Below are 24,616 nucleotides of genomic sequence, written 5' to 3' on the forward strand. Positions count from 1 at the left end.
GGCCCGGGATCGTGGTTGGCCCACATTATCTCCTCAGTGCCAGTCCTCCCTGCTCAAGGGTATCGCTCCGAAACGATCGGCACGGGCCGCGGCACAAGTCGGGATCAGCCACGGCAAACGTGCTCAGGACCAGCACCGGGTGGGGATCCATACCCACCTACGACGTCGCCTTCGTCAACACCGAAATTGCCCTCGACGGCCTACGCCTGGCCGCCCCGACCCAGATGCCCGGCCCCGGCCGCGCACCCTCAGAAGCCGAAGAGCTCCTCTCCTTGGATGGGTTCGAAATCCCGGGTCAGCCGACGACCTTCTGCACCGCCGCCTGCCGCGCCCCCTCGTCGACCTCCCCGATCTCGAACCCCTTGCCGACGATGTGCTGGACCAGCGCGGGCTCCGGCGGCAGCCCGTACTTGCGCAGGTAATAGGGGACAGCGCCCGGCCAGACGAATACGCCATCGGTGTGGAAGTTCAACGGCACGTCGCGCTGGGTGGGGTCGAACTCGTCGGTGTCGTGGCTGCGGGCGCTCAGAATCACCGGCGCGTGCTCGAGGTAGGACAGCACCCGATCCTGTATATCGGAGTCCACCGCCGACCGGTTCACTACCGGTTTGCCCTCGGGATTGCGCCCGTCGAACGGCGCCGAAAGTCGAAGTTCGCTCATGCTCACATAAGCTACGCGGCCCCGGCTCTGGTCGGCTGACCGTGCTAATGTGCCTGGTCAAGGCAGTGCTCGGCCGGAAGGGGTGGGGATGAAACGCGCAGGTACGGCGATGGTGGTTGCCGGTTTGGCGGTTGTCGGGCTGGTCGGGTGTGACTCGGGGGAGTCGACGTCGAAGGGGGCGACGACTACGGCTAAGCCGGTTCTGTGGAATCCGTGCACGGAGATTTCTGATGCTGCGTTGACGGAGGCGGGGGTGGATCCGGCGACTGAGGAAACCGGGCTCGGCGGCCACGCGCAACCTGGTTGGGAGATCTGTGGATGGGCAGGTCGTGACTACTCGTTGACTGTCTACTCGGCTGATAAAACCGTCGCGGACTTCGAGCAGAAACCGGGAAACATCGATTTCACCGACGTCACCATCGCGGATCGACAGGGACGGCAGTTCAAGGAACAGGGCGATACCAGGAATCTTGACTGCGACGTGGTGTTCCCGGCTGCGCGCGGTGTTGTGCAGCTTCAGGTTCTGAACTCGCCGATAGCCAAGGGTCTCGATGATCCGTGCGACTACCTGCAGCGGGCAGGGGCCGTACTCGTCCCTCTCTTCCCGAAATAGCAGGAGAAACTTCGATGGCAGAGCCGACGCCGTACAGCAATTTGCTCGGGCAAGCACAGGCTGGTGAAATCTACCTCAACGATGAAGCGGCGGCGTACCACATGTTCAAGGCATGTGATCAGCGCCTAACAGACCTTCGCGGGATCCTCGATATAGCTCGCCGAACTCAGAACGTCAGCGGTTTCGGCGACTTCCAGATGGGCAAGGATCTGGAAGCCAAATTCAGGGCGCAGGCGCAGGGCGAGCCCAACTCGATCTACGAGGTCGTGATGAGTGATATCGAAGCGGTACAACAGCTTCAGGAAGTTTTCAAGATTTCCTTCAACCGCATCGCAGGCAAAGACATCGAGAACGCCAACGCCCTCGATTACGTTGCGGACCAGGTGAACTGATGGGCAACCCGACCTCGCACCTCGACGGTGTCAACTTCGTTGAAACTTGGCGTCGCAACGTTGTCGACTTGGTCACCGGGAACGGCGAAGCAGAAGCACCCGATGCCGCCGACGTTCAGACCAAGTTCAACGACCAGCGCAGCACTGTCCGCAAGAACGCTCGCGACCTCGGGTTCGACGGTGCGTATCGCCCGAAGGTAGTGAACCGAACCGACGAGTTCGATTCGTCCAGTCTCGCTCAGCTTCGCGCAAAGGTCGATGCAATCAACGTGCCTTCCGTCGTAGGTCTGGTTGATACCTGGAAAGAGATCTCAACGCGTAACTCCACGTCACTCGACACGTTTCGAAAGCAGATCGCGCGCGGCATGTCGCCGGACGTCTGGGCAGGCGCGGCCGCAACCGCTGCCGCGCAAACTGTTGCGGCATATGACGTTACGGGACAAAAGGTCACCACCGCAGCTGCCCTGACCAGCGGAAAACTGGACGAACTCCGCACCGGTCTCGAGCCGACGAAGAACCTGGTCCCGTACCCGCCGGAGCACCGAAGCGGTGGCGCGAATCTCCGCAGCTTCCTGACGGGCCGTGGCTGGCGCGATGACGACGTCGCACAACAGAATGCGAAAGCCGAAGCGGTTCGCGTCCTGCAGACCGTCTATGCCCCGGTCATCCACGAGTCCGACACCGACGTCCCTGTCATCCCCATCCCGAAGGCCATCGAAAATGGCGGCGGCGACCCTGAAATACCCGGCGGCGGAACGCAACCGGGAAACCGGGGCGCATCCACACAACCCACCGCCCAGCAGCCGACTGCCCCGGCCACCACCCCTGCGTCAACCACCCCGACCGCCGAGCCCGAGGACACCGACACCTCGACCGACGATTCGACAACGTCCGAATCGACCAACCCCCAGTCGACCGAACCCGGTTCGACAACGCCCGCGTCAACAACCCCGACCTCGACCATCCCAGGTTCGGGTTCTCCATCCGGATCGCCGGGTGGGGCAGGCTCACCCGGCGGTGGATCCCCGGGCGCAGGGTCACCCGGCGCAGGTTCACCGAGTGCGGGCACCCCCGGCGGCGTAGTTCCCGGAAGTCCGGCCGGTGGCGCTGCTGCGGGCCGCGGGGCAGGTGCTGGCACCGGCGCAGCAGGCCGCTCAGGCGCGCCCGGCATGATGGGCCCCGGCGCAGGCAAGGGTGGCGGCAAAGACGACGAATCCACCAAGGGAATCCCCGATTACCTCATCACCCAGGAACACGGCGACGAACTCACCGGCCTGGGTGATCCACCCCGCACGGTTCCGCCCGTTATCGGCGCAGATTAGGCACGAATCGTGATGCAGCAGAACAGATCTCCCGTCTCCACCTGGCACCTCACCGCTCTGGAATTCCGCACCATGTGGGAAGCGGCGGGTCGTGATGTCCTGCCGTACCCCCTGCATCACCGCCACACCACCGACTTCCGCTCCGACACGCTTCGACTGCAGCGCAAGGCCGCCGAGTCGCTGCAGGCCCAGTTCGACAGCAACCTCGACCACGCGGTAGCGGCGCTCCTGGCACCGCACGCCCGCGTCGAGGTTGTCGGCGCCTCCGGCAACTCGAGAACGATCCGAGCACACGGCGGCACCCGCGACAACTATGCGGCCCTGGCCGTCCAGGCGCCGGGCGACGAATCCAACCCCGGCGACGTGACCCTCCACCTACTGGCTCCCGAAGCCCTGGCCGCTGCCGTCCTCTCCACCCTCCCGAAGGTCGCCCCCGGCAGAGGCCGCGAAATCCGCGTCACCGCAGCAGAACTCGCCGCCCCCCGCCCCCACGTCCGCGACCACTGGAACCCCACCCCCCGCGAACAACTCGAATCCTTCCTGGCCAAACCCACCACCACCCTCACCCACATCGGCGTCTACGCCCACGCCAGCGTCGACAACCGCCACACCGAAGGCCGCGACGACTTCCAGCTCCACGACATCCCCGGCGACGGCCGCTACGTCTTCTACGGCGAAACCACCTTCATAGCCAAACCCACCACCCCACCCCGAATCCAAGCCACCCTCGCCACCATCCTCACCACCACAGCCACCAAAGCCCGCACCGGCACCTACCTCCCCCACTGAATGCTTTCATTCTTTCGAATAGCGCCGGACTGGCGACATGTCCACGATGCTGCGGGAGAGCACGGGCTTTCCGCCGGATGCCCCTGCCGACCTGTCCAGTAGCCCGACCGGGTGTCGCTGTTCAGTCATCGAGGCGATCCTCACCGAACGCCGCATCGATCTCAGTCCGCTCCGCCGCAGCGTCCCCTGTCCCGGCGAAGCGCGCGAGCCGCGCCTTGAGGTCCGCTGTTGTCACGTTCCGCTGCGCGCGGATTGGACGCAGTTCTCCGACCGGATGCCCGTTGCGGGTGATGATGAAATCTTCGCCGGCCTCGAGCGCATCCATAACGCCCACACTGCCGTTGCTCAGGTCAGCCTGGGTGATCGTCTTGGTCATACCCCAAGGATGGCGTCCGATGCTACGTATGGCGATGTCATAGAGGTGGCCGGAAATTCCGAACCGAATGCAGCGTGGACACCGCCACCGGTCAGGGTCGGGGCACCCAAGGCTCCCGTGGCGTCAGGGACATCCGAGCTGGGTTCGGGCCGTTTCGGTCGGCCGTGTCGGGGCCGATCGTGCGCTGCGCCGTGTCCAAGGCCGCGTCTCGTGAATCAAGAATCCGCGGAAAGAAAAGATCGGTTCCTCTGAATAGAGTGCCAGCCCCCTTTCCTATAATCTCCAAAAATGCTAGGTACTCGTCGGGGATAGGAAAATTGCTGGGCGCAATGGAACAAACCTATGCAATCTCCACTGCGGCGCATCCTGCTATTGATTCTTTCGTGGCAAATCCGGAACCGATTATATCCCGGCTGAAAACCTCCATGTCTCGCCGGTTTGTCTCGCTCGCCATTGTCATTGTTCCAACCCGCGTCGAAACCAGTCCGGAATGGTGTCGGGCGAACGCGGAAACCATGTATTCTCAGTTGCAAACTGTCGTGCGGTAGGTGGCGTCTCAAATCGTGGATCTTCGTCGCGATTGTATCTGATAGAAGATCGTCCAGGAGGGTCGACAATATACTCGAACTCGATCCAAGAGCCTCGGTCTTCGATAGACATACCTTTGCGGAGTTGCTGAAATTTCCGCCACACTTCCTGTGGAAACAGCCATCGCCGTACCGAACCATCGGCCATCTTGACTCCGGTCTCCGATTCGGAGTGTGGGCCCACCGTTTTGGCTCGAACAACCAGTCGCGTCCAGCCGACAAGGAGGGATTCAACGATTCCCTCAGTTATATCAGCCAGCTTCTCCTGTTGTTCGACCGGACTGAGTGGTGGCCAGTTAGCCATTGGTATTCCTCCGTGGGAGTTCTGCGGGAGTCGAAGCACGGAAACCCGCTCGTTGAGCAGAGATGCAACAGTAGCTGGATATTCCTCACGCAAAGAGATCCTCCGCATCGGTTGGGGAAATGCATCGCCGATAGTTGTCCAAAGATTCGAGCTGATCCTTCCCGAAATAATAGGCACCGGTATGGTGATACCGAAAGAATCGACCCCGCCCATCGACGAGTAGTATGGAGTGCTCGGGCTGCTCATAGCCTACGGGGAAGACCTGTTCGCCGAGATTTTCGCTGAGTTCAGCGAAATTTCTCAGCCTCTCCAGGGCGAAGAAATGGGAGGTCGAAATTCCAAAAATCTTCCATACCTGAACCGCGCCTGAACTTCAGTTTCCCCAAGCTGTGAATTACGGCTCGCGCTGCTGGAGTTGGAACAAGCGGGGATCGTTCGTCAAAAGCGTAGCCTGTAAAACGTTCAACCATTTCATCGGCGTCACTTCCAATATCCCGATTGGTCGACCAACCGTATTTTGTCAACCAGTCCAGTAATTCAGTACTGCTCTCGCAGCGATCTTTGTATCGGGTTTGCGGTATGCAATTCACCTCTGGCCGGTTCATCTGAGGCAGAAACTGGGAGAAGTTTGATTTGCGGATTTATGACCCAGTCGGGAAGTGAAATGCCGTGGATTTTCAGAAGTCATTTCGCCTGATCATTTGTCAATGGGGTTTCCGTTTTCAGCCCATTCGCTGACAGAAAAGAGGGCGCCGCAGTCGTTAAATCGCTGCTCCTGTGCTAGGAGGCCATTCTCATGCCAGCGGCGAAAGCTTCCGCACGCCCTGCCGTTCTTCATTACTCCCTCGGACTTCAGGCTCCCGTTGCTCCACCATTCCCTGTCCGGGCCTTCTTGAATTCCGTTGACGTAGAACTGCTGTGACAACAACTTGTCGACGCCCGTTTCGACTATTTCACCGGTGAAGACCTCTCCCTGGTATGTGATGCATAAGTCGTCATCAGAATCAATCCCGCTACCATCAAGATTCCAATCGATTCGCTTCATCGCGCCCCGTCTATCGGCTCTAGTCGACGCTGAAATTCTTGGTTAGCGACGAAGGGGGTCCTTCCCGATTTTACGAAACATTGCGAGTTGGCTGCGGTAGCGTTTTGCGTTTCGGCGCAATTCGCGAGAACCATTCCGTACTGATTGGCAATAGAGAACAGTCGTCGTTGGGCGCTAATTTTTTCCGTAATATGGGCTACTCGTGCCCATTCGCATTCAGTCCTCGCCGGAACCACTCGGGCATATTGGCGGCTGCTCGTGGAAACCAATCATTCTCGGTCTGAAATTCTAGGCCGGTAGGCGGTGCTTCAAATCGGGGCTCCTCGTCCCGGTTGTAATTTATTGTGAATCGGCCGGGTGGGTCCACGACGTATTCGAATTCGACCCATGAGCCGTATCCTTCTGTATACATTCCCTTGCGGAGTTGCTGGAACTTTCGCCATACCTCTGGTGGAAACGACCAGCCTCGAACGGAACCATCGGGCATCTTGACGCCGGATTCCGACTCGGAATGTAGGCCGATTGTTTTGACACGGAGGACTAGCCGCGTCCAGCCGACAGGAAGAGTCGGAACTATCTCTCTGGTGATGTCGGCGAGCTTTTCCTGTTGTTCCGTCGGGCTGAGTAGTGGCCAGTTCGCCATACGTTGGTTCCTCCTCGTGATTTGTCGATCGCAGCCAGACTACTGATTGCCTGGACGAGTTTGATGTTCGCGCTCTAGTTCTAGGCCGAGGGCGACCGTGTCGCGCAGCCACTGCGGAGTGTGCTCGGGGATGCGAGGATATGCCTCCAAGTCCCGGACGAGCATCATCGGATGAAGCGCCGGAGACCAGTTTGGGTCGTTGTCGTAATTGAACGACACTTCAGGCTCTTGGTTGCGGAATACGAGGAACTGTGCGGATAGCCACGTACCACGCTCTTGTTCGTACATGTCTGCGCGCAAGGCCCGCACCTGATCGCCAAGGTCGACGTGACGCATCTCGCCACCGAATAGGCCTTTTTCATTCTTTGCTGACAAAGCGATCTCGTATGTCATGACATTGGCCCAGATATCAATTTTGATACTGGCCCAAGTTGGTGGGGCGGCTAGCTTGGCAGCGTCGCAGATACTAGCGACCTTTGTATCGATCTTGTGGTCCATAATTCACCTCTGGTCTATTCGGATACGCGCGTTCCTTCGTCACCACGGACTCTACAACTGGTTCATTACCGGGTCCCATGCGTACGCTGCCATCGGGGTCTCGTGCGTATGTTACCTCTTGCCAGCGCATTACGACTTCGCTGGGCACTCCATCTGCATCTCGAACTGTCCTGACTTGGTAGTTTCGGACGTCTTGATGATCCGCCGAGGAAAATTCGGCCAACTCGACTTCTTTGGCGCGCCATGATGCTTCGTGTACCCAGCCGTCTCGCATATTCCCGGAATTGGATGCTGCCATCTGTCCGTGCATGTTCAAATATTCGCCGAACCCGCCGAGTTCGTTTGCGACCAAGTGGCCGCCCGCCCATTTGACGCGGGCATTCTCAGCTTCTTCGGGAGTCAGGATTCGATTCGGCGGGTTGCTCGGATATGCGGCCTCGCCTTCCTGATATGCGCGTTGTTGTGCGCCACGCTTACTGTCATCGTCGCGGTACTGTGGATTCTGTCCACCCGCCTCGATGTCTCCCGACATCGAATCGGTCTGGCCGTGTTGATCCGTGTGAAAGTCCAGGAATTTTGCGCTGTTGTGGAAGTTTGGTACCCGGTACTGAGCATCAGGCAATAGCGGGTAGCTGATATCGGGGTTGAACCCAGACCACCTCCCCATACCGGAAAGGGCGTTGTTTCGTGAGCCCGGAATGGCTTCCACCCACTTCACATTGCCCTCACCGTCGGTAAAGAAGACCGTCCGGGTCCCGTTCTCGTTGCGCACGGGGTACGCCGTCCACGGTTGTAGCGGGTCATGCCCTGGTAGACCGCGTAGAGGGTCGGGTACGGGATCGGGATTCTCGATCGGCTGGAGTTGGTCTGGCTGGGTATTGCCGTCTGGCACACGTTCACGGTCGCGGTGTGGTGCGTATATCTCTGGGTGGATGTCGATCGGCCTCGGCGGTGCTTGCGGATTATCGGGGTCGATCGGTTGGTGTGTTGGCCGATTCCACTCGACGAAACGTTCATTGAATGTGGGGTCATCCGGATGGATGATGCGGTCTCGCGGGGTGGGTGCGAATTCAGGATCTGCACGACGGCCGTCGCTCCGGCTCGCGTCAGGAGCGGGTTCGCCGCTGCGGTCGATCGCTGTGTCGGTAGAGAGGTTTGATGCGGCGGCGCCCGGTGGGTTCGGGTTGTTGCCATGGGGCGTAGTAGTCGCGTCGGCGTGATGTGACTGCCACTGTCCGTCGGGTGGAATTCGGGGGCTGCGGGTTCCGTCGGGATTGTTGACTGCACTGGTGCTGAAGACGTTTCCGTTGGCGTCGGTCCATGCGCGCTGGGTCGGCGCGAGTACCTCGACCCCGAGGTGTTGGGCGAGTCGGTTGGCGAAGCCGTTGGTTGAGGCGTCGCAGCCGATGAGGCGGATGGGAGTTACGCCGTCCCAGTTGGAGCGGCGGAGGAGGTCGCCGTATTGCTCGGGGGTGAGGGTTTGGTTGCCGATGGCGGCGTGGCCGTCGGGGGTGATGTGGGTGTCGGCGGTGAAGCGGTTGGGGTCGGTGGGGACTCGGTGGGGGAGGTCGCCCATGGTGGGGTCGCCGCGGTGGTGGGAGAGGCCGGCTGGGGTTTGTTCGGCGTGGTTGTTGTGGATTGCGTCTAGGTCGACAGTGGTGTCGAGGTCAGGGGTGGTATCGGGGTTTGTGTCGGGGGTCGTCGTTACTGTGTTGTCGGGTTGGGTTGTGGGGGTTGCGTGTTGGTCTGCCCAGGAGGGGATTGTTGCGCGGGCGAGGTCGGCTCGGGAGATGTCGGAGCCGAGGCGGTGCATGTCGTCGGGGGTGAGGGTGGGGTTGTCGCGTGGGGGTAGGCCGAGGCTGGTGCGGACTGTGTTGGCGAGGTCGGTCAGGGTGGGGGTGGTGTCGGCGTTGATGGTGAGGTCGGCTGTGGATGGGTTGGTGGTGGGGACGGTGTCGACCATGAGCCAGTCGCCGAGGGGGAATTGGTGGCCTTGGTTGAAGGCGAGGTCGGTGGCTGTTTGGGCGTTGTTGGCGACGGTGTCGATGGTGGTGGGTGGGGTTGTGGGGGAGCCGGTTACGGCGACGGTGAGGCGGACTACTCGGACTGGTTGGGCGAAGGTGTTGGGGTAGTCGGCGGCTTGGTAGGGGCGGCCGGTGGGTGGGTTGACTTGGAGGGCTTGGTTGTTGGCGGGGGTGATGGGGCGTAGGGATTCGCGGGCTCGGCGGGCTTGGGTGGCGGCTTCGCGGTGTTGTGGGGTGAGTTGTGGGTCTGTTGGCGGCGTCGTTGGGGTGGTGTTGGTGGGAGTCGCGGGGTTCGTGGGTCGGGGCGTGTCAGCGGGAGTTGTTGTGGTCGACGGAACCTCGCTGTGGGTTCCGTTCGCTGTGGGGGTCGGCGAGTTGGGGGCCGTGTTCGGTGCGTTCGGGGTGCGGCTGGCCGGTGGGGTGCTCGGGGTTGTCGGTCGAGCAGTGGACGGCGGTGTCGTGTGAGTCGTCGGGCTGGTGCCTGTGGACGAGTGGGGAGTGTTCGGCGTCGCCGGGTTCGCAGCGGATGGTGGGGCGCTCGGTGTAGGTGTGCGGCCTGTGGATAACCCGGGATTGTTCGGGGTTGTCGGCTGGGTGGCGGACGGTTGGGCGGTGGGGGTTGTCGGCCTGGTGGTTGTGGATGGTTGGGGAGTGTTCGATGTCGGCGATTGGTGCGTGGCCGGGGTGATCGGTGCGCTGATGGGTGGGGTCGACGGTGTCGCGTTGGGAGGCGTTGTGGCGGTGGGTGGTGTGGTGGTCGGCGTCGCGGTGGGGGCGGTGCTGGGTGCTGTGGCGGTGGTCGCCGCGCTGGTTGTCGATGCCTCGGTTTGTTGAGGCTGGCGGGTGGTGTCGCTGGGGGACTGGATGTTCGGGGACGTTGTTGGTGTGGTTGTCGCCGGGGCGCCTGGTTGCGGCATCGTCCCGGGCGTGGACGGCGTGGAGGCAGTCGGGTTGCTGCTGGTCGGTGCCTGGTCGTCGGTGGTCGGTGCCTGGGTGGTGGCCGGGCTCGATGGATTTGGTTGGGCTGCGGATGAATCGGCAGGCGCCGCAGGTGGTGTCGCGGGCGCATCGACCGATGGGAGGTCGAGCGAGGACGCGGGGGGCGCCGACGGACTGGTTTGGTTGGTGGGGTTGGAGGTGTTGCCCGGAGTGGTTGGGTTTGTGCCGTTGGGGGATCCGGTTGGGTTCGGATTCGTGGTACCGGTGTCGCTCGGCGATGAGGGCGTGCCGTTGCCGGTGGGTGCCGCGGGGTTGGTCGACGCTGGGCTGGGGCTGCTCGGCGAGTCCGGTGAACCTGTGCTGGAAGGGTTTCCGTTGTCGGCGGGTGTCGAGGGGTTGGTCTCCGCAGGGCTCGGGTTGCTCGGGGAGTCCGGTGAATTTGTGCTGGAAGGGTTTCCGCTGTCGTCGGGCGACGTCGGGCCGGGAGAGGTCTCACCGGGGGAGCTGGGGTTGGGCGTGCTGCCGCCTGGCGAGGTAGGGGAACTGTCGCCGGGCGAGTTGGAACTCGGCGAATTGTCGCCAGGTGAGCTCGGACTAGGCGAGTTGTCGCTGGGTGAACTGTTGCTGGGTGAGTTGGGGCTTGGCGAACTGTCGCCCGGCGCACTCGGGCTCGGGCTCGGGCTCGGCGAACCGTCCCCGGATGGAGTGGACGGACCCCCATCCCCGGTTGGGCTGTCATTCGATGACGAGCCGTCTCCAGGAGATGAAGGCGAACCTGCCCCCGAGGGTTGGGTTGCGTTGTCCCCATTAGGAGTTGACGGGGCGCCCTCCGACGCCGGTGCGGTGGAACCGGGAGCACCCGTCGACGCGGGCGAAGTCGACTGGGGAGTAGTGCTGTTCGGTTGGCCCGGGGTAGACGAACCTGGATCGTCGGTACCGGCAGGACTGGTCGGCGAATCGGTATCGCCCAACTCGGGAACCGTTGGCGCCGGAGAGTCCCCGTTGCCGCCCAAGCTGGACTGCAACCCGCTCTGCAGCCCACCCGCACCAGCACTGGTAAACGTGTCCACACCGATATCGAGTGTGAATTCCTGACCCATCAGCAAAGACGCCGCACTGGCCGACGCGACCTGCGCGGACAGATCGGCACCGAGCTCGGTCGCCGCGCCTGCCGCGGACTTGGCCGCCAGCTTGCCCAGCCCGGAGCTGATGTTGTCGCCGACACCACCCAGCTTGTCACCCAGCGAACCACCGACAGCGCCACCGACAGCACCACCGAAGGTCGCTAATCCCAGATCGGCCCAACCGAACTTATCCATCGAACGATCACCCTTGGCGACCTGGATGGTCCGGGCGAGTGCGTCGATCCCGCCCTCTTCCAACGCCTCGAACGCCGCCCCACGCAACGCCGCCCTCGCAGCCGCTTTAGCGATGCCCCGCGCGATCATCCTGGTCAGCAGCTGTTTCATCGCGAGCTTCACCGCGAACTGCGCCGCAACCCGCGCAGCCACACCCGCCGCCGCACCGATACCGGTCCACGCCGTCGCCAGCGCGACACCGATCTCGACCGCCGCCACGATCATCGTGCCGATGATCACCAGCTTGGTGTGCTCGATATCGTTGGCACCGTCTTCGAGCAGCTCAGCCTGCTTCTCACACCACTTACGAATCGCGGTAAACGCCGCCTCATCACCGGCCAAGAGTTTGTCGCGATAGGCCGCGATCGCATCGTGCGTCTCGCCCTCCGACAACGCCGACAATGCCGCATTCAGCGCCCGCGCCGCATCCTCATCGATAGTGTTGAGCGTGTTCGCCGTAGTTGTCCACGCATCAGCGAGGCGCCGCATCGCGGTCTCGTCACCCTCGGGCCAATCACCAGCACCGAGAATGTATTTCGCGACCCACTGCAGGGAATCGGGGATCTCGATACCCACGAACTAGATCCCTGTCGATTTCAACGCGGCCGCACTGGCCGTGTCCTGTTCCGCCAATTTGTCCGCGACGGTCACCATGTTCGTGCCGAGCTGGGTCATCGACTTCGCGAGATTGCCGACCGAGGTCTTGCCCTGCTCCACACCCGGTGTGTAGTTACCCGCGAACGCCTGCCCGATCTCGTCGCCACCCCAGCACTCACCCTCAGCAGCCAACGCGGCGGTGAGCGTGGTCAACGCCGCAGTCAGCGTCGAAGCGACGGAATCGAACGAGGACTGCGTACTACGCAGCGCATCGGGATCGGCCTTGATCGAACTCATCGCGCATCCCAACCTCGCCCAACAATGCTGTCGAGATATTGGACGCACGAGGCCGCGCACCGGATCCCTATTGTGCGCTATGTCTCATTAGCGAGGCTAAGGCTATTGTTCTGCGAGACAGGGTTATCCGTTGCTCATCCGCAAGTCCATGCTCTTCATCCTGGCCAATTCGTCGAAGGCGATCTCCCCGGTGAGACCCGGCCCGGTGACCGTCGCCAAGGAGTGATCGCCAGACCACTGGATGCCGAGTCCGCGATGATTGGCGTAGGCGTGGAGCGCGCGGCGTCGGTCGGTGAGAGGGAACTCGGTGAGCCCCTCCTGGATAACCCGGGCGATGCGCGGCGCGAAGGGCGCGGGCAGCACGAACGACGGATGCTCGATCAGAAACGCGGCCCTGGTCCCGCCACCGACCGGCCCGCTGTAGGCAGTCCACACCCCAGAGATCGCCTTGGCCGCGTCCATGAACACATTCACCACGCCCTCGGCCCGATCGGGCGAACCAGGAAGCACGGCGAACGGCACTTCTGCATCAGCGAGTTCACTGATCCCATAACGGATTCCGACGTCGCGCACGGACCGCGCGAGCCCGGTGACCAAATCCGGGTAGCCGGTCGGGTTAGCCCACGCCCACAACCAGGACTGTGGTCCAGGAGCCGCCGACCCGAGCAGATGCATCCGCTCGCATTCGATCGGCTGGTCCCCGGTCAAAGTGAACCGGCCGACCGCCAAGTCGACACTCCACCCACGGTCGCCGGCGACATCGGCGAGATGGAGCTGATGCTCGAAGGAATACAGAGCGGCATCGTCGAGCAGGTTCGCCAAAGTCACGTCAGACATGACGGCGAGCGTACCGAGCGCGATTCGGATCGCGAGAACGGTCTTTCCGCCCCTGCAGCCCTGTCGAAACTCGATGTGAACCAGTCACAAGGTTCTCGCGGAAGTTACTGGCCAGGGCGGAAACTCGCGAGTTGCTAGTGCGCGCGGGAGTGTGTAGCGTCACACGAACAAGAACGGCCGCCCGGCGAGCGCCAACTCACCGAACGGCCTGGGTACGAAACAGAACCAGCCTGTTCGCACCGTGGGATGAAATCCTACATGCAACGGCTCGGCGCACCTTGCGTCGGGCTTTCGTCGTTTCCTGGGTGAAGTCTGCCCGGACGACCGGCTACCTGTGTCGTGTCCTGGGCCTGGCCGCTCCTGTCGGTCGTTATCGGAGAGCCCGACCGAGGGACAGACAACCCTGACACCCAGCCTCCTGCGAGAACCTTCGTCGTACGCCTCGCACGTACGCACCTGGTCGGTTCGGGAGTGCACACCTTCGACCGGGTCCAACTTGCCACACGCCGAAACAGGCGTGGGGCCACTTGTGTTGGCCGAGGACGCAAATCGGGGTTCGGTGCGGGGAAGCGGGCAGGGATGGTTACGACACCGGCACCCTTGGGTGCTCCATTCGGTCCAACGCAGTGCGGGCGAAGCCCGGTCCGCGGGAACGCACGGGTCGAGTAGTCCGACCGGGTGTCGCTAGTCAGTCGTCGAGGCGATCGCTGCCGAACGCCGCATCGATCTCAACCTGCTCCTCTGCCGCGCTCCCCATTCCAGCGAAGCGGGCAAGCCGCGCCTCTAGCTCGGATGTCGCCTGCTCCGAATGGCGGATGCGCAGATGTTCCGCCCACTCTGGTCTGCTGATTGCGGTGACCCAGGGGTCGCAGGCCGAGCTCGAAATCAGATGGCGAGAACGGTCTTTCCGCGTGCACTGCCCGCGCCGAGTACGGCGGGCGCGGCCTCGAGCGGCACCGTCATCTGCACCGGAACCACCACGTCACCTGCGGCGACCCGCGACAACAAGCGGCTCAATTCCGTTGAACGCCCTTTGGATTCGAAGTTGCCGCCGGTGATGTCGTTTTCGCGCAGTGCCGCTTCATCGGCCGCCCAGGTCGTCGAGTAGGCATGGCCGCCTCGACGGACCAGAGTGGCGTGGGAGGCGAAATCTGCCGGTGAGCTGATCACGTCGAAGAGCACATCGATGCCGTCGGGATGGGTGAAACGGACGGCGTCGGTGACGCTCGAGTCCTGTCGGGTGGCCGGGTCGGGATCGACGACATTCGGGTCGGTGGGGCGGATCTGGGTGTAGTCGACGGTTTCGGCGGCGCCGAGGCGGGCGACCTGGTCGGTGGCGTCGGCGCGGGCGGTGGCGATCACATGCGCGCCCGCGATATTGGCCAGCTGGACGAGGAACGAACCCACACCGCCGGTCGCACCGACGATCAGTACCGTCTGGCCGGGCTGGATGTGCGCGGCGTCGACCAGATCCTGGGCTGTCATGCCGGCGACCGGCAGTGCCGCGGCGGCCACTGTGGTGACCCCGTCGGGGATCGGGACGAGGGTCGCGTCCTCGGGGACGGTGGCGTACTGCGCCCAACTGCCGTGTCCTGCCGGTGCGGTCAGGAACTTGCCGACCACCTTGTCGCCGACCTTGAATTTGGTGACACCGGTGCCGATCGCCGAGACGGTGCCCGCGCCGTCGACGCCGAGGATCATCGGGAAGTCGGTGGGCATCTTGCCCTCCAGGATGCCGTCGGCCATTTTCAGGTCGAACGGGTTGACCCCGGCCGCGTCGAGCGCCACTTGAACCTCACCGGGACCTACGCCCGGCACCGGCACATCGGCGAGCTCCGGTGTGGCACCGAACTTCTGAACCACGATCGCGCGCATGGGGGTGAACTCCTTGCATCGGGGGTGAGCCGGGCACCGCAATCCTAGGCGGATAGCCGTTCGACATGCAGTGATTGATCGTCTTCGGTGGTGTCGCGGCGTACCGTGAAGCGCGGCTTCGAAGTCCGCTGAAAGTTCTTAGAGTTGAGCGGAACAGACTCAACTTTGTGAGCGTTGAACAAGTCGATACCGGACACACACAAGGGAGATTCGTGGACTCGTTCAATCCCACCACCAAGACGCAGGCGGCATTCAACGCCGCCCTTCAGGCCGCCGCGGCGGCGGGCAATCCGGAGATCCGTCCGGCGCACTTGCTGGTGGCGTTGCTTGATCAAACCGATGGCATCGCCGCACCGTTGCTCAAGGCCATCGGCGTCGATCCGGCGACAGTCGAACGTGAGGCAGGCGCCCTCGTCGACCGCCTGCCGCGTGCTACCGGCGCCACCACCACACCACAACTCGGCCGCGAGGTCCTCGCCGCGATGACCGCTGCCCAACGCCTCGCCACCGAGCTCGGCGACGAATTCGTCTCCACCGAAAACCTGCTGGTCGGGTTGGCCGAAGGTGCTTCGGACATCGCCCAGCTGCTGCGTAAGCACGGCGCCACCCCGGAAGCCCTGCGCGACGCGTTCACCGCGGTACGCGGCAGCGGCCGGGTCACCAGTGCCGATCCGGAAGCGAGCTACCAGGCACTCGAGAAGTACTCCACCGACCTCACCGAGCTGGCCCGCGCGGGCAAACTCGACCCGGTGATCGGGCGCGACACCGAGATCCGGCGCGTGGTGCAGGTGCTGAGCAGGCGCACCAAGAACAACCCGGTCCTCATCGGCGAACCCGGCGTCGGCAAGACCGCCATCGTCGAAGGTCTGGCCCGGCGCATCATCGAAGGCGACGTCCCGGAGTCGTTGCGCAACAAGAAGGTTGTCTCGCTCGACCTCGGCGCGATGGTGGCCGGCGCGAAGTATCGCGGTGAATTCGAGGAGCGGCTCAAGGCCGTGCTCGACGACATCAAGAACAGCGCGGGCGAGATCATCACCTTCATCGACGAGCTGCACACCATCGTCGGCGCGGGCGGCACCGGCGACTCGGCGATGGACGCGGGCAACATGATCAAGCCGCTGCTGGCCCGCGGCGAGCTGCGCCTGGTCGGCGCGACCACCCTCGACGAGTACCGCAAGTACATCGAGAAGGACGCGGCGCTCGAACGGCGATTCCAGCAGGTGCTGGTCGGCGAGCCGTCGGTGGCCGACACCATCGGCATCCTGCGCGGCATCAAGGAACGCTACGAGGTGCACCACGGCGTGCGGATCACCGACTCCGCGCTGGTGGCGGCCGCGACGCTGTCGGACCGCTACATCACCTCGCGGTTCCTACCCGACAAGGCGATCGACCTGATCGACGAATCGGCTTCGCGCCTACGGATGGAGATCGACTCGCGTCCTGTCGAGATCGATCAGATCGAGCGAGCGGTGCGACGCCTCGAGATCGAAGAGGTGGCGCTGGAGAAGGAGACCGACGCCGCGTCGAAACAGCGGCTGGAGAAGCTGCGCCAGGAATTGGCTGACGACCGCGAGAAGCTCAGCCAGCTCACCACCCGCTGGCAGAACGAGAAGAACGCCCTCGATTCGGCGCGCGGGCTCAAGGAGCAGCTGGAGGCGCTGCGCGGGGAGTCCGAGCGGGCCGAACGTGACGGTGACCTCGGCAAGGTCGCCGAGCTGCGCTACAAGCGCATTCCCGACCTGGAGAAGGAGCTCGCCGACGCCGAAAAGGCCAGTGCCGCAGCGTCCGACGGTGACGTGATGCTCAACGAGGAGGTGACTCCCGACGACATCGCCGACGTTGTTTCGGCGTGGACCGGGGTGCCGGTCGGCCGGATGCTCGAAGGCGAGACCGCCAAGCTGCTGCGGATGGAAACCGAGGTCGCGGGGCGCGTCGTCGGGCAGGAAGAAGCGGTGCAGGCGGTCTCCGACGCGGTGCGCAGGGCACGTGCCGGTGTCGCCGATCCGAACCGGCCGACGGGCTCGTTCCTGTTCGTCGGCCCGACCGGCGTCGGCAAGACCGAGCTGGCGAAGTCTCTCGCCGACTTCCTGTTCGCCGACGAGCGCGCCATGGTGCGCATCGACATGAGCGAGTACAGCGAGAAGCACTCGGTGGCCCGGCTCGTGGGCGCACCGCCCGGATACGTCGGCTACGACCAGGGCGGCCAGCTCACCGAAGCGGTGCGCAGGCGGCCGTATTCGGTGGTGCTGTTCGACGAGATCGAGAAGGCGCACCCGGACGTCTTCGACATTTTGTTGCAAGTTCTCGACGAGGGCAGGCTCACCGACAGCCAGGGTCGCACGGTCGACTTCCGCAACACGATCCTCATCCTCACCTCCAATCTCGGCGCCGGCGGCGACCGCGATCAGGTGATGGCGGCGGTGCGGCGCGCGTTCAAGCCGGAATTCATCAACCGGCTCGACGACGTGGTGATGTTCCACGCGCTCGATGCCGAGCAATTGGAGTCGATCGTCGACATCAACCTGCGTCAGCTGCAGAAACGGCTCTCACAGCGCAGGCTGACCCTCGACGTCACCGACGAGGCCAAGCAGTGGCTCGCCGTGCGCGGCTACGACCCGGCCTACGGCGCGCGACCGCTGCGCAGGCTGATCCAGCAGGCCATCGGCGACAGTCTGGCCAAGGAACTCCTCTCCGGTTCGGTCGCCGACGGTGACACCGTGACGGTGAGTGTGGACGACGCCACCGACAAGCTCGTCGTCGAACGCGAAGTTATCCACAGCCCGTGATTTATCCACACCCGGTGCGTAGGGACCTCCCAAACGCACCGGGCTGTCCTACCCTGGAGCCCATGACGAACCCGAACGATCCGTGGGGGCAACGCCCGGAGGATTCGCCGACCGAACGGCTGGGTTCGCCGGGCACCGACTCGACCACGCCGTACGGAGGCAATTCGTTCGACGAGTGGGGGCAACCGTCGAACCCGACGCAGGCGTTGCCACCGCACGATGCGCAATGGGGTGCCTACGAAAGCGGCTATCCCGCAGCTCAACCCTCGCCGCCCGGCTACGGCCAGGGTTACCAGGCGCCGCCACCCGGCTATGACCAGGGCTATCCCGCCGGGCCGCCACCGGGTTATCCGCCGCGTCCGCAGGACGGTGACCAGCAAGAACCGCCCAAACGGCACACCGGATTGTGGATCGCGCTCGGCGTGGGTGTGCTGGCGCTGATCGCGGTCGGTGGGGTGCTGGCCGGGCTCGTGCTGAGCGGCAACAACTCCGATGACAACACTGCTTCGGCACCGACGACCACCCAGCTGTTCGTCCCGCCGACACTGAAACAGACCACTCCGGGCGTGCCGCCGAGCACGAGCGGGCTCCCCGGTTTGCCCGGTCTGGGTGGCGGCGAAGATCTCGGCGCCACCATGGGCAGTATCACCGCCAATACCGGCACCGAGATCACCATGAGCACCCTCGGCGGATCCGATGTGCGGGTGCTGATCGACGATGCCACCCAGGTGATCTCGCTGACCAGCACGAAGGCGAGCGAGCTTCCCGTCGGCGACATGGTTATGGTGCAGGGCGACAAGAACCCAGACGGGTCGATCCACGCCAAGATCATTATCAGTACGGCGTTGCCGGGCGGCCCCCGATGAGCGACCCGCGCGTCGAATCCCCGGTGCTACCGGGCAATCACGGCGACGGCTGGATAGGCTAGGCGACGATGACGGCTATGTGGTTCGGGTTAGCAGCGATCGCACTCGTGGGTGCGATAGTCCTGCTGTATTTCGATCGGGTCCAGCGGCAGCGCACCGGACACGCGAGACAGATGTGGGCGAAGTCCCAGGGCTATACCTACGTGTCGGTGGAGCCCGCGCTCGCCTCGACGTGGCGTCGTGGCGCGCTGGCCAAGCTCGGTTACCTCTCGGCGGTCGACGTGGTCTCCGGTATTCGCAAGGGCGAGAAGTTCGTGCTCTTCGACCTGGAGGACGCGGCGACGCTGGTGGCCGTGCGACGCCAGATCGGCTCCGAGATCGACGTCGACATGCGGCTCAAGACCGCCGCGCCGCCGAAGGACCATGATCTGGAACTGCTCGGCGCCATCGGCGACCGGGTGGTATTCGCCACCGATCCGGAGATCGCGCGCCACGCCGTAGATCAGCGGATGGTCGGCTTCATCGAGTCGCTGTCCGACACCGTGCAGATGCTGTGGAGCGAGGGCAACTGGACTCTCGGCATGCTTCCCGTCGGTAGCGGATCCAAGGACTGGGAGACCGCGATCGACGTGGTGCTCCGCCTGTCCGGCCTGCTGCACGTGCTGCCGCCGGTGGCCGAGCCGAACGAATTCACCCGGCCGCGGTCGAGTGCCAATCTCGCGCCGGGCTTCCGCCCCGAGTACGACGAAGAAGACGACGATCGCGAATTCGATTCGGGGCGTGCGGAATACGGCGACGCCGAGGAGCGTGGCCGGGCCCGTTTCCCCGGCCCCGACGAACTCGATTCCGATGACGAGCCCTATCGTGGCGCCGCGGCCCGCCTGCCCGATAACGACGAGCCCTATCGTGGCGCCCGCCCCACCGAAGACGACGACCCCTATGCCCCGCGCGGCACGGCGGCCCGCTTCTTCGAAGACGACGAGCCCGCCACGCCCCGTGGACCCCGCGACGGAGACGATCGCGCCCCGATCGGTGGTCGCGCACCCGCGCTGCCCGCCGACTACGACCCCGATCTCGACGACCCCGACTTCGAAGACCAGCCCGCGCCCGGCCGCCGCCCGCTCGGCGAACCGCCGAAGCGCCCGTCGCTGGCCGTCGTTCCCGAGCCACGTCCCCGCACCGAGCCACCGCTCGACAACGCGGAACCGGGTCAGGCCGGCGGACCGTTCCACCCCGGTTTCCGCCCGTACCAGGGCCCTGTTCCGAAGTGATCCACCTGCCGTGATAGCCGTCGCGGCACCCTCCTCGACCGGAATCGATCCGCGATGACCGATAGTCCCCTGCGCTCAGACGGCACAGCCTCGCCCGCGTTCGACAGTCTCTCGGGCACGGACGCAGCGAAGTCGCCGGTCCCCCTGCCCGGCGTACACCGCCCCGTCGCCATGATCACCGGACCGACGTCCGGCATCGGGCAGGGCTTCGCCCACCGCCTCGCCGCCCTCGGCTACGACCTGGTTCTCGTCGCCAGAAACGAGGAACGGCTGCGTGGACTCGCTGACGAGCTGGCCCGCCGATTCGCCACCTCGGCCGAGGTTCTCGTCGCCGATCTGGCCGATGACGCCGACCGCGCCCGCGTTGCCGACCGTGCCGCCCAAGGCATCCAATTCCTCGTCAACAACGCGGGTTTCGCGCATTCGGGGGAGTTCTGGACGCTCGCGCCAGCGGAGCTGCAGGCCCAGCTCGACGTCAACGTCACCTCGGTCCTTCAGCTCACCAGGGCCGCGCTGCCGTCGATGGTCGCGGCGGCCGCCGGGTCGATCGTGAATGTGGCCAGTGTGGCCGGGTTGATCCCCGGACGGGGGTCGACCTACTCGGCCTCCAAGGCCTACGTCGTATCCTTCACGGAGGGTTTGGCGGGTGGATTAGCGGGCACCGGTGTCCGCATCCAAGCGCTGTGCCCCGGATTCGTGCAGACCGAGTTCCACCAGCGCGCGGGCATCGAGATGAGTTCGCTGCCCAAACGCCTGTGGCTCGACGTCGATCAGGTCGTCGACGGGTGCCTGCATGATCTGGACTCCGGCCGGGTGATCAGCGTGCCCGGCGTGCAGTACAAGGTGCTCACCGCGGTCGCGGGCTTCATCCCGCGCACCCTGGTGGCCCGCATGAATCGCGGACTCTTCAACGCACGCGGAAGGACATGACTTAGATGATCGACCAAGCACGTCAGGCGCTCACGAAGGCCGATCGCGACCAGCTGGCCGCCCTCGTGCGCGAGCTCGCGGTCGTGCACGGCAAGGTGACGCTGTCCTCGGGCAAGGAAGCCGACTACTACGTCGACCTGCGCCGCGCGACCCTGCACCACCAGGCCGCCCCGCTGATCGGTTCGCTGCTGCGCGAACTCGTCGCAGACTGGGACTTCGACGCCGTCGGCGGGCTCACCATGGGCGCCGACCCGGTCGCGATGGCCGTGATGCACGCGCCGGGCCGCCCGATCGACGCGTTCGTGGTCCGCAAGGCGGCCAAGGCGCACGGCATGCAGCGCCAGATCGAGGGCCCCAACATCGTCGGCAAGCGGGTGCTCGTCGTCGAGGACACCACCACGACGGGCAATTCGCCGCTCACCGCGGTGCGCGCGCTGCGCGATGCCGGTGCGATCGTGGTCGGCGTAGCCACCGTTGTCGACCGGGAAACCGGCGCTGACCAGGTGATCGCCGAGGAGGGGCTGGAATATCGATCCATCCTCGGCCTCGACGATCTCGCCCTGGGTTAGCCTGAACAACGCCGAACCCGGACGACGACGTGGTCTGTCCGGAAAGTCTGAAGGACGTGTGAGTCACCTGTGGTGAGCATTGCAGTTAACAAAGGTCGCGACAACGTTGCGATGCTCGGGATCGGTGCCTACCGTCCCCAGCGCATCGTCACCAACGCCGAAGTGTGCGAGACCCTCGACTCGACGCCCGACTGGATCTTCGAGCGCACCGGTATCCACAACCGGCGCTGGATCAGTGGCGACGAGACGATCCGGTCGATCGCCGCGGCCGCGGGTGAGCGCGCGCTGAACAACACCCCGATCGATCGATCCAAGATCGGCGCGGTCGTCCTGTGCACCTCGAGCTGGCTCAAGCTCACCCCGCACGGCGCCCCTTCGGTGGCCTTCGACCTGGGGCTCAACGGCGTCGCCGCCTTCGACCTCACCTCCGGCTGCGGTGGTTTCTGCTACGGGCTCGGCGTCGCCGCCGACCTGATCCGCGCCGGTTCCTTCGACTACGTGCTGGTGATCGGCGCCGAGACGATGACCGTCGGCCTCGACCCCACCGACCGCGGCACCGCGATGATCTTCGGTGACGGCGCGGGCGCTGTCGTCGTCGGTCCGGCCGAGGACAACGGCATCTCCCCGACGGTCTGGGGCAGCGACGGTGAGAACGCCGAAGCCATCGCACAGAACGTCGATTTCTTCGAGTACATGAACAAGGCTCAGGCCATGCAGGGCACCGATCCCGCGGTCGAGGCGGTCGGCAGGATGTCGCTGCGCATGCAAGGCCCGAAGGTCTTCCGCTGGGCCGCGATCACCCTGCCGCGCGCGCTCTCGGCGGCACTCGAGACCTCCGGCGTGGCCAAGGAGGACATCGAGGTGTTCGTCCCGCACCAGGCCAACGCCCGGATCAACGAACTGATGAAGAAGAACCTCGGCCTGGCCGAAGGCGTCCCGATCGCCAACGACATCGAGAACTCCGGCAACACCTCTGCCGCCTCGGTGCCGCTGGCGATCGAGGAAATGCTGGTCACCGGCAAGGCGAAGGGCGGTCAGGTCGCGCTGCTGCTCGGCTTCGGCGCCGGCCTGAGCTACGCGGGCCAGGTCGTTACCCTGCCGCCCGCCCCGAAGGAACCGAGCTTCTGACATGCGAAAGCTGCGCGCCGCTGATGGGCGCAGCCGCGCACGGCCGCAACGAAGGTGGAGGTACGCCTACCTGGCGGCGGGGGCGGTCACTGTGTTCGGTGCCGTCACCGGCCGCGACCGCCTGCAATGGGTCGCCAAGCCGCTGCTGATGCCGCTGCTCGCCGCCGACGCGGTGACCAGCGGTGTCGAGTTCGATCCGGCCGAACGCCGGATCCTGCTCGGCTCGCTGGCCGCGGCCACCGTCGGCGACGTGCTGCTCCTGCACCCCGACGACGACCGCCGCCTCATCGCGGGCGCGTCATCGTTCGCGGTCATGCAAACCGGCTACTCGCTGCTGTGGTGGAAACGAGGCGCCCGCCCCCGCCCCGAGATCGCCCTGCCCAGAGTGGTGGCGTGGGCGGGCGCGGCTGGTCTGCTGCGCGCGAAAGCCCCCAGCCTCACGATCCCGCTCACCGCGTACGGCGCGACCCTTGGCACCGCTGCGACCCTCGCTTCGGATCCTGCCCTTGCGCCGGACGCGAAAAATATCGCGGGCCTGAACATTCCGAACTCGGACCCCCGTAGTCGGCTCGGTGCCGGTGCCCTACTGTTCACCGTCTCCGACGGTCTGATCGTCCTACGCCGCCTCTTCGCCAATGACGACTGCACCCGCAGAGTCACCGAAGGCGTAATCCTGGCAACCTACATCGCGGCGCAATATCTGCTCACGGGCCCCTTTCGAGACCGCAACCACTGATTTCGCCGGCACATGGGTAACTCATCGGGCACGAGCCAACCGACCCGATCACGATCGCAAGACGCCAACCCCACGTATTCCGAGCCATATATCGCGGAGAGGCGGGTATGCGTCACATGGCGCTTACCTGGGTGTCGTCACCATGCAACAGCCCGCGCGCACGCTTCCAAGATGACCGGGGAATCGCAGTTCATCGAGGTGCACGGGTATCGCCGGGCGTTCCGGATGGCGGGAACCGGGCCGCCGCTGCTGCTGATCCATGGGATCACCGACAGTTCGGGGACCTGGGCGCCGGTGTTCGACGCGCTTGCCGAGCACTACACCGTGATCGCGCCCGACCTGCTCGGTCATGGTGAATCGGCCAAACCGCGCGCCGATTACGCCGTGGCGGCTTACGCCAACGGCATGCGTGACCTACTCAGCATCCTCGGCATCGAGCGGATCACCGTGGTCGGGCATTCGCTGGGCGGCGGGGTCGCGATGCAGTTCGCCTATCAGTTCCCCGAGAAGGTGGAGCGGATCGCGCTGGTCTGCCCGGCGGGGATGGGCGCGGGCGTGCACCCCGCGTTCCGGCTCGCGACCCTGGCGGGTGCGGGCCCCGCGCTGATGGCGATCACCAGCTGGCCGGTCCGCACCGCCGTGCGCGCCGCGATTCCGGTGGTGACGGCGGCGGGTGGACTCGGCCTCGGTCCCGACGCCGAATACGTGCTCCGCCTCTACGGTCATCTCGCCGAACCGGGCGCCCGCAACGCCTTCCTGCGCACCATCCGCGCTGCCGCCGACCGCCGCGGCCAGACGATCACCATGCTCGACCGCGGCTACCTCGCCGCCCACCTCCCGACGCTGGTCATCGGCGGCACCCGCGACACCGTCATCCCGTCGGGCCACGCCGCTCGCGCGCACCGGGCCTTTCCCGGCAGCCGCATCGAGATCTTCGCGGGCGCAGGCCATTTCCCTCACCACTTCGACCCCAACCGCTTCGTCGAACTGATCCGCGCCTTTATCGAAGAAACTGCCCCGGCTGTCTTCGACCCTCTCCGCTGGCAGCGCACCCTCCGCCGCGGCCGTCCCATCGTCGGCCTCCCCTCGCCCGAGCCCAAGCTCGAATCAGCGCCCGTGCCATCGGTTGAACGCGCATCCGTCCAGACGGCGGGGTCCGCACCCGCATAGCGT

Annotated in this window: 25 protein-coding genes and 1 pseudogene; 15 read left to right on the plus strand and 11 right to left on the minus strand. The window is 64.7% G+C overall.

What is annotated here, in order from left to right:
* Window positions 1–295 precede the first annotated feature (295 nt).
* Entirely contained in the window at window positions 296–661 is a 366-nt protein-coding gene (locus tag ACTWPB_RS08910; protein WP_446225203.1) for a hypothetical protein, read from the minus strand.
* Between the two features lie 88 nt (window positions 662–749).
* On the opposite strand from ACTWPB_RS08910, the gene ACTWPB_RS08915 reads away from it, so the two are divergent.
* The 4 genes from ACTWPB_RS08915 to ACTWPB_RS08930 are packed head-to-tail and all read left to right on the plus strand — an operon-like array spanning window position 750 to window position 3,777.
* Window positions 750–1,274, plus strand: a complete 525-nt coding sequence (locus tag ACTWPB_RS08915; RefSeq protein ID WP_446225204.1) for a DUF3558 domain-containing protein — start codon at window positions 750–752, stop codon at window positions 1,272–1,274.
* A 14-nt stretch (window positions 1,275–1,288) separates the two neighbouring features.
* A complete protein-coding gene (locus tag ACTWPB_RS08920) occupies window positions 1,289–1,666 on the plus strand; it encodes a hypothetical protein (protein WP_446225205.1) in 378 nt (125 codons plus the stop codon).
* Window positions 1,666–2,988, plus strand: a complete 1,323-nt coding sequence (locus ACTWPB_RS08925; protein ID WP_446225206.1) for a hypothetical protein — start codon at window positions 1,666–1,668, stop codon at window positions 2,986–2,988. The genes ACTWPB_RS08920 and ACTWPB_RS08925 overlap by 1 nt, the downstream gene beginning before the upstream one ends.
* Before the next feature lie 12 nt (window positions 2,989–3,000).
* Window positions 3,001–3,777 (plus strand): ESX secretion-associated protein EspG, encoded by a 777-nt coding sequence (locus ACTWPB_RS08930; RefSeq protein ID WP_446226272.1) that lies wholly within the window; start codon window positions 3,001–3,003, stop codon window positions 3,775–3,777.
* A gap of 121 nt (window positions 3,778–3,898) precedes the next feature.
* On the opposite strand, the gene ACTWPB_RS08935 is transcribed toward ACTWPB_RS08930, so the two are convergent.
* The 6 genes from ACTWPB_RS08935 to ACTWPB_RS08960 form a co-directional block, all read right to left on the minus strand.
* Window positions 3,899–4,153, minus strand: a complete 255-nt coding sequence (locus ACTWPB_RS08935; protein WP_446225207.1) for a type II toxin-antitoxin system Phd/YefM family antitoxin — start codon at window positions 4,151–4,153, stop codon at window positions 3,899–3,901.
* A gap of 976 nt (window positions 4,154–5,129) precedes the next feature.
* A complete protein-coding gene (locus ACTWPB_RS08940) occupies window positions 5,130–5,390 on the minus strand; it encodes an SUKH-3 domain-containing protein (protein WP_446226273.1) in 261 nt (86 codons plus the stop codon).
* Complete coding sequence (locus ACTWPB_RS08945) at window positions 5,332–5,649, minus strand: SUKH-3 domain-containing protein (RefSeq protein ID WP_446225208.1); 318 nt, start codon at window positions 5,647–5,649, stop codon at window positions 5,332–5,334. Before ACTWPB_RS08945 ends, ACTWPB_RS08940 begins: the two co-directional genes overlap by 59 nt.
* A 92-nt stretch (window positions 5,650–5,741) precedes the next feature.
* Window positions 5,742–6,089: a toxin-antitoxin system YwqK family antitoxin gene (locus ACTWPB_RS08950; RefSeq protein ID WP_446225209.1), complete on the minus strand. Its 348-nt coding sequence runs from the start codon at window positions 6,087–6,089 to the stop codon at window positions 5,742–5,744.
* Window positions 6,090–6,771: 682 nt separating this feature from the next.
* On the minus strand, window positions 6,772–7,230 hold the full coding sequence (locus ACTWPB_RS08955) for a hypothetical protein (RefSeq protein WP_446225210.1): 459 nt from the start codon (window positions 7,228–7,230) through the stop codon (window positions 6,772–6,774).
* Window positions 7,199–9,193: a hypothetical protein gene (locus tag ACTWPB_RS08960; protein WP_446226568.1), complete on the minus strand. Its 1,995-nt coding sequence runs from the start codon at window positions 9,191–9,193 to the stop codon at window positions 7,199–7,201. Before ACTWPB_RS08960 ends, ACTWPB_RS08955 begins: the two co-directional genes overlap by 32 nt.
* A gap of 385 nt (window positions 9,194–9,578) precedes the next feature.
* Here ACTWPB_RS08960 and ACTWPB_RS08965 point away from each other — a divergent pair, with 385 nt between their 5' ends.
* From ACTWPB_RS08965 to ACTWPB_RS08975, 3 genes are all read left to right on the plus strand, one after another.
* Window positions 9,579–9,719 (plus strand): hypothetical protein, encoded by a 141-nt coding sequence (locus ACTWPB_RS08965; protein WP_446226569.1) that lies wholly within the window; start codon window positions 9,579–9,581, stop codon window positions 9,717–9,719.
* 93 nt (window positions 9,720–9,812) lie between these two features.
* On the plus strand, window positions 9,813–10,088 hold the full coding sequence (locus ACTWPB_RS08970) for a hypothetical protein (RefSeq protein ID WP_446226570.1): 276 nt from the start codon (window positions 9,813–9,815) through the stop codon (window positions 10,086–10,088).
* 93 nt (window positions 10,089–10,181) lie between these two features.
* A complete protein-coding gene (locus ACTWPB_RS08975) occupies window positions 10,182–11,288 on the plus strand; it encodes a hypothetical protein (RefSeq protein WP_446226571.1) in 1,107 nt (368 codons plus the stop codon).
* 398 nt (window positions 11,289–11,686) lie between these two features.
* Here the strand turns inward: ACTWPB_RS08975 and ACTWPB_RS08980 are convergent.
* From ACTWPB_RS08980 to ACTWPB_RS08995, 4 genes and pseudogenes are all read right to left on the minus strand, one after another.
* Window positions 11,687–12,127, minus strand: a pseudogene (locus ACTWPB_RS08980) (WXG100-like domain-containing protein); the annotation flags it as partial.
* Between the two features lie 3 nt (window positions 12,128–12,130).
* Window positions 12,131–12,445 (minus strand): WXG100 family type VII secretion target, encoded by a 315-nt coding sequence (locus ACTWPB_RS08985; protein WP_446225211.1) that lies wholly within the window; start codon window positions 12,443–12,445, stop codon window positions 12,131–12,133.
* A 123-nt stretch (window positions 12,446–12,568) separates the two neighbouring features.
* Window positions 12,569–13,282: a DUF6882 domain-containing protein gene (locus ACTWPB_RS08990; RefSeq protein WP_446225212.1), complete on the minus strand. Its 714-nt coding sequence runs from the start codon at window positions 13,280–13,282 to the stop codon at window positions 12,569–12,571.
* Between the two features lie 885 nt (window positions 13,283–14,167).
* Entirely contained in the window at window positions 14,168–15,157 is a 990-nt protein-coding gene (locus tag ACTWPB_RS08995) for an NADP-dependent oxidoreductase (protein ID WP_446225213.1), read from the minus strand.
* Window positions 15,158–15,369: 212 nt separating this feature from the next.
* Between ACTWPB_RS08995 and clpB the strand changes: the two genes are divergently transcribed.
* From clpB to ACTWPB_RS09035, 8 genes are all read left to right on the plus strand, one after another.
* Window positions 15,370–17,943, plus strand: a complete 2,574-nt coding sequence (gene clpB, locus ACTWPB_RS09000; RefSeq protein ID WP_446225214.1) for an ATP-dependent chaperone ClpB — start codon at window positions 15,370–15,372, stop codon at window positions 17,941–17,943.
* Window positions 17,944–18,005: 62 nt separating this feature from the next.
* On the plus strand, window positions 18,006–18,809 hold the full coding sequence (locus tag ACTWPB_RS09005) for a DUF5666 domain-containing protein (protein WP_446225215.1): 804 nt from the start codon (window positions 18,006–18,008) through the stop codon (window positions 18,807–18,809).
* Window positions 18,810–18,877: 68 nt separating this feature from the next.
* Complete coding sequence (locus ACTWPB_RS09010) at window positions 18,878–20,080, plus strand: hypothetical protein (RefSeq protein WP_446225216.1); 1,203 nt, start codon at window positions 18,878–18,880, stop codon at window positions 20,078–20,080.
* A 171-nt stretch (window positions 20,081–20,251) separates the two neighbouring features.
* Window positions 20,252–21,010: an SDR family NAD(P)-dependent oxidoreductase gene (locus ACTWPB_RS09015; RefSeq protein ID WP_446226274.1), complete on the plus strand. Its 759-nt coding sequence runs from the start codon at window positions 20,252–20,254 to the stop codon at window positions 21,008–21,010.
* A gap of 5 nt (window positions 21,011–21,015) precedes the next feature.
* Window positions 21,016–21,579, plus strand: coding sequence for an orotate phosphoribosyltransferase (pyrE, locus tag ACTWPB_RS09020; RefSeq protein WP_378764439.1), 564 nt, complete (start codon window positions 21,016–21,018; stop codon window positions 21,577–21,579).
* Window positions 21,580–21,648: 69 nt separating this feature from the next.
* On the plus strand, window positions 21,649–22,707 hold the full coding sequence (locus tag ACTWPB_RS09025) for a beta-ketoacyl-ACP synthase 3 (RefSeq protein ID WP_446225217.1): 1,059 nt from the start codon (window positions 21,649–21,651) through the stop codon (window positions 22,705–22,707).
* Window position 22,708: 1 nt separating this feature from the next.
* Window positions 22,709–23,443, plus strand: a complete 735-nt coding sequence (locus ACTWPB_RS09030; protein WP_446225218.1) for a lysoplasmalogenase — start codon at window positions 22,709–22,711, stop codon at window positions 23,441–23,443.
* A gap of 171 nt (window positions 23,444–23,614) precedes the next feature.
* Complete coding sequence (locus ACTWPB_RS09035; RefSeq protein WP_446225219.1) at window positions 23,615–24,613, plus strand: alpha/beta hydrolase; 999 nt, start codon at window positions 23,615–23,617, stop codon at window positions 24,611–24,613.
* Window positions 24,614–24,616: the final 3 nt, after the last annotated feature.

Source organism: Nocardia sp. IBHARD005 (genome assembly GCF_052814245.1).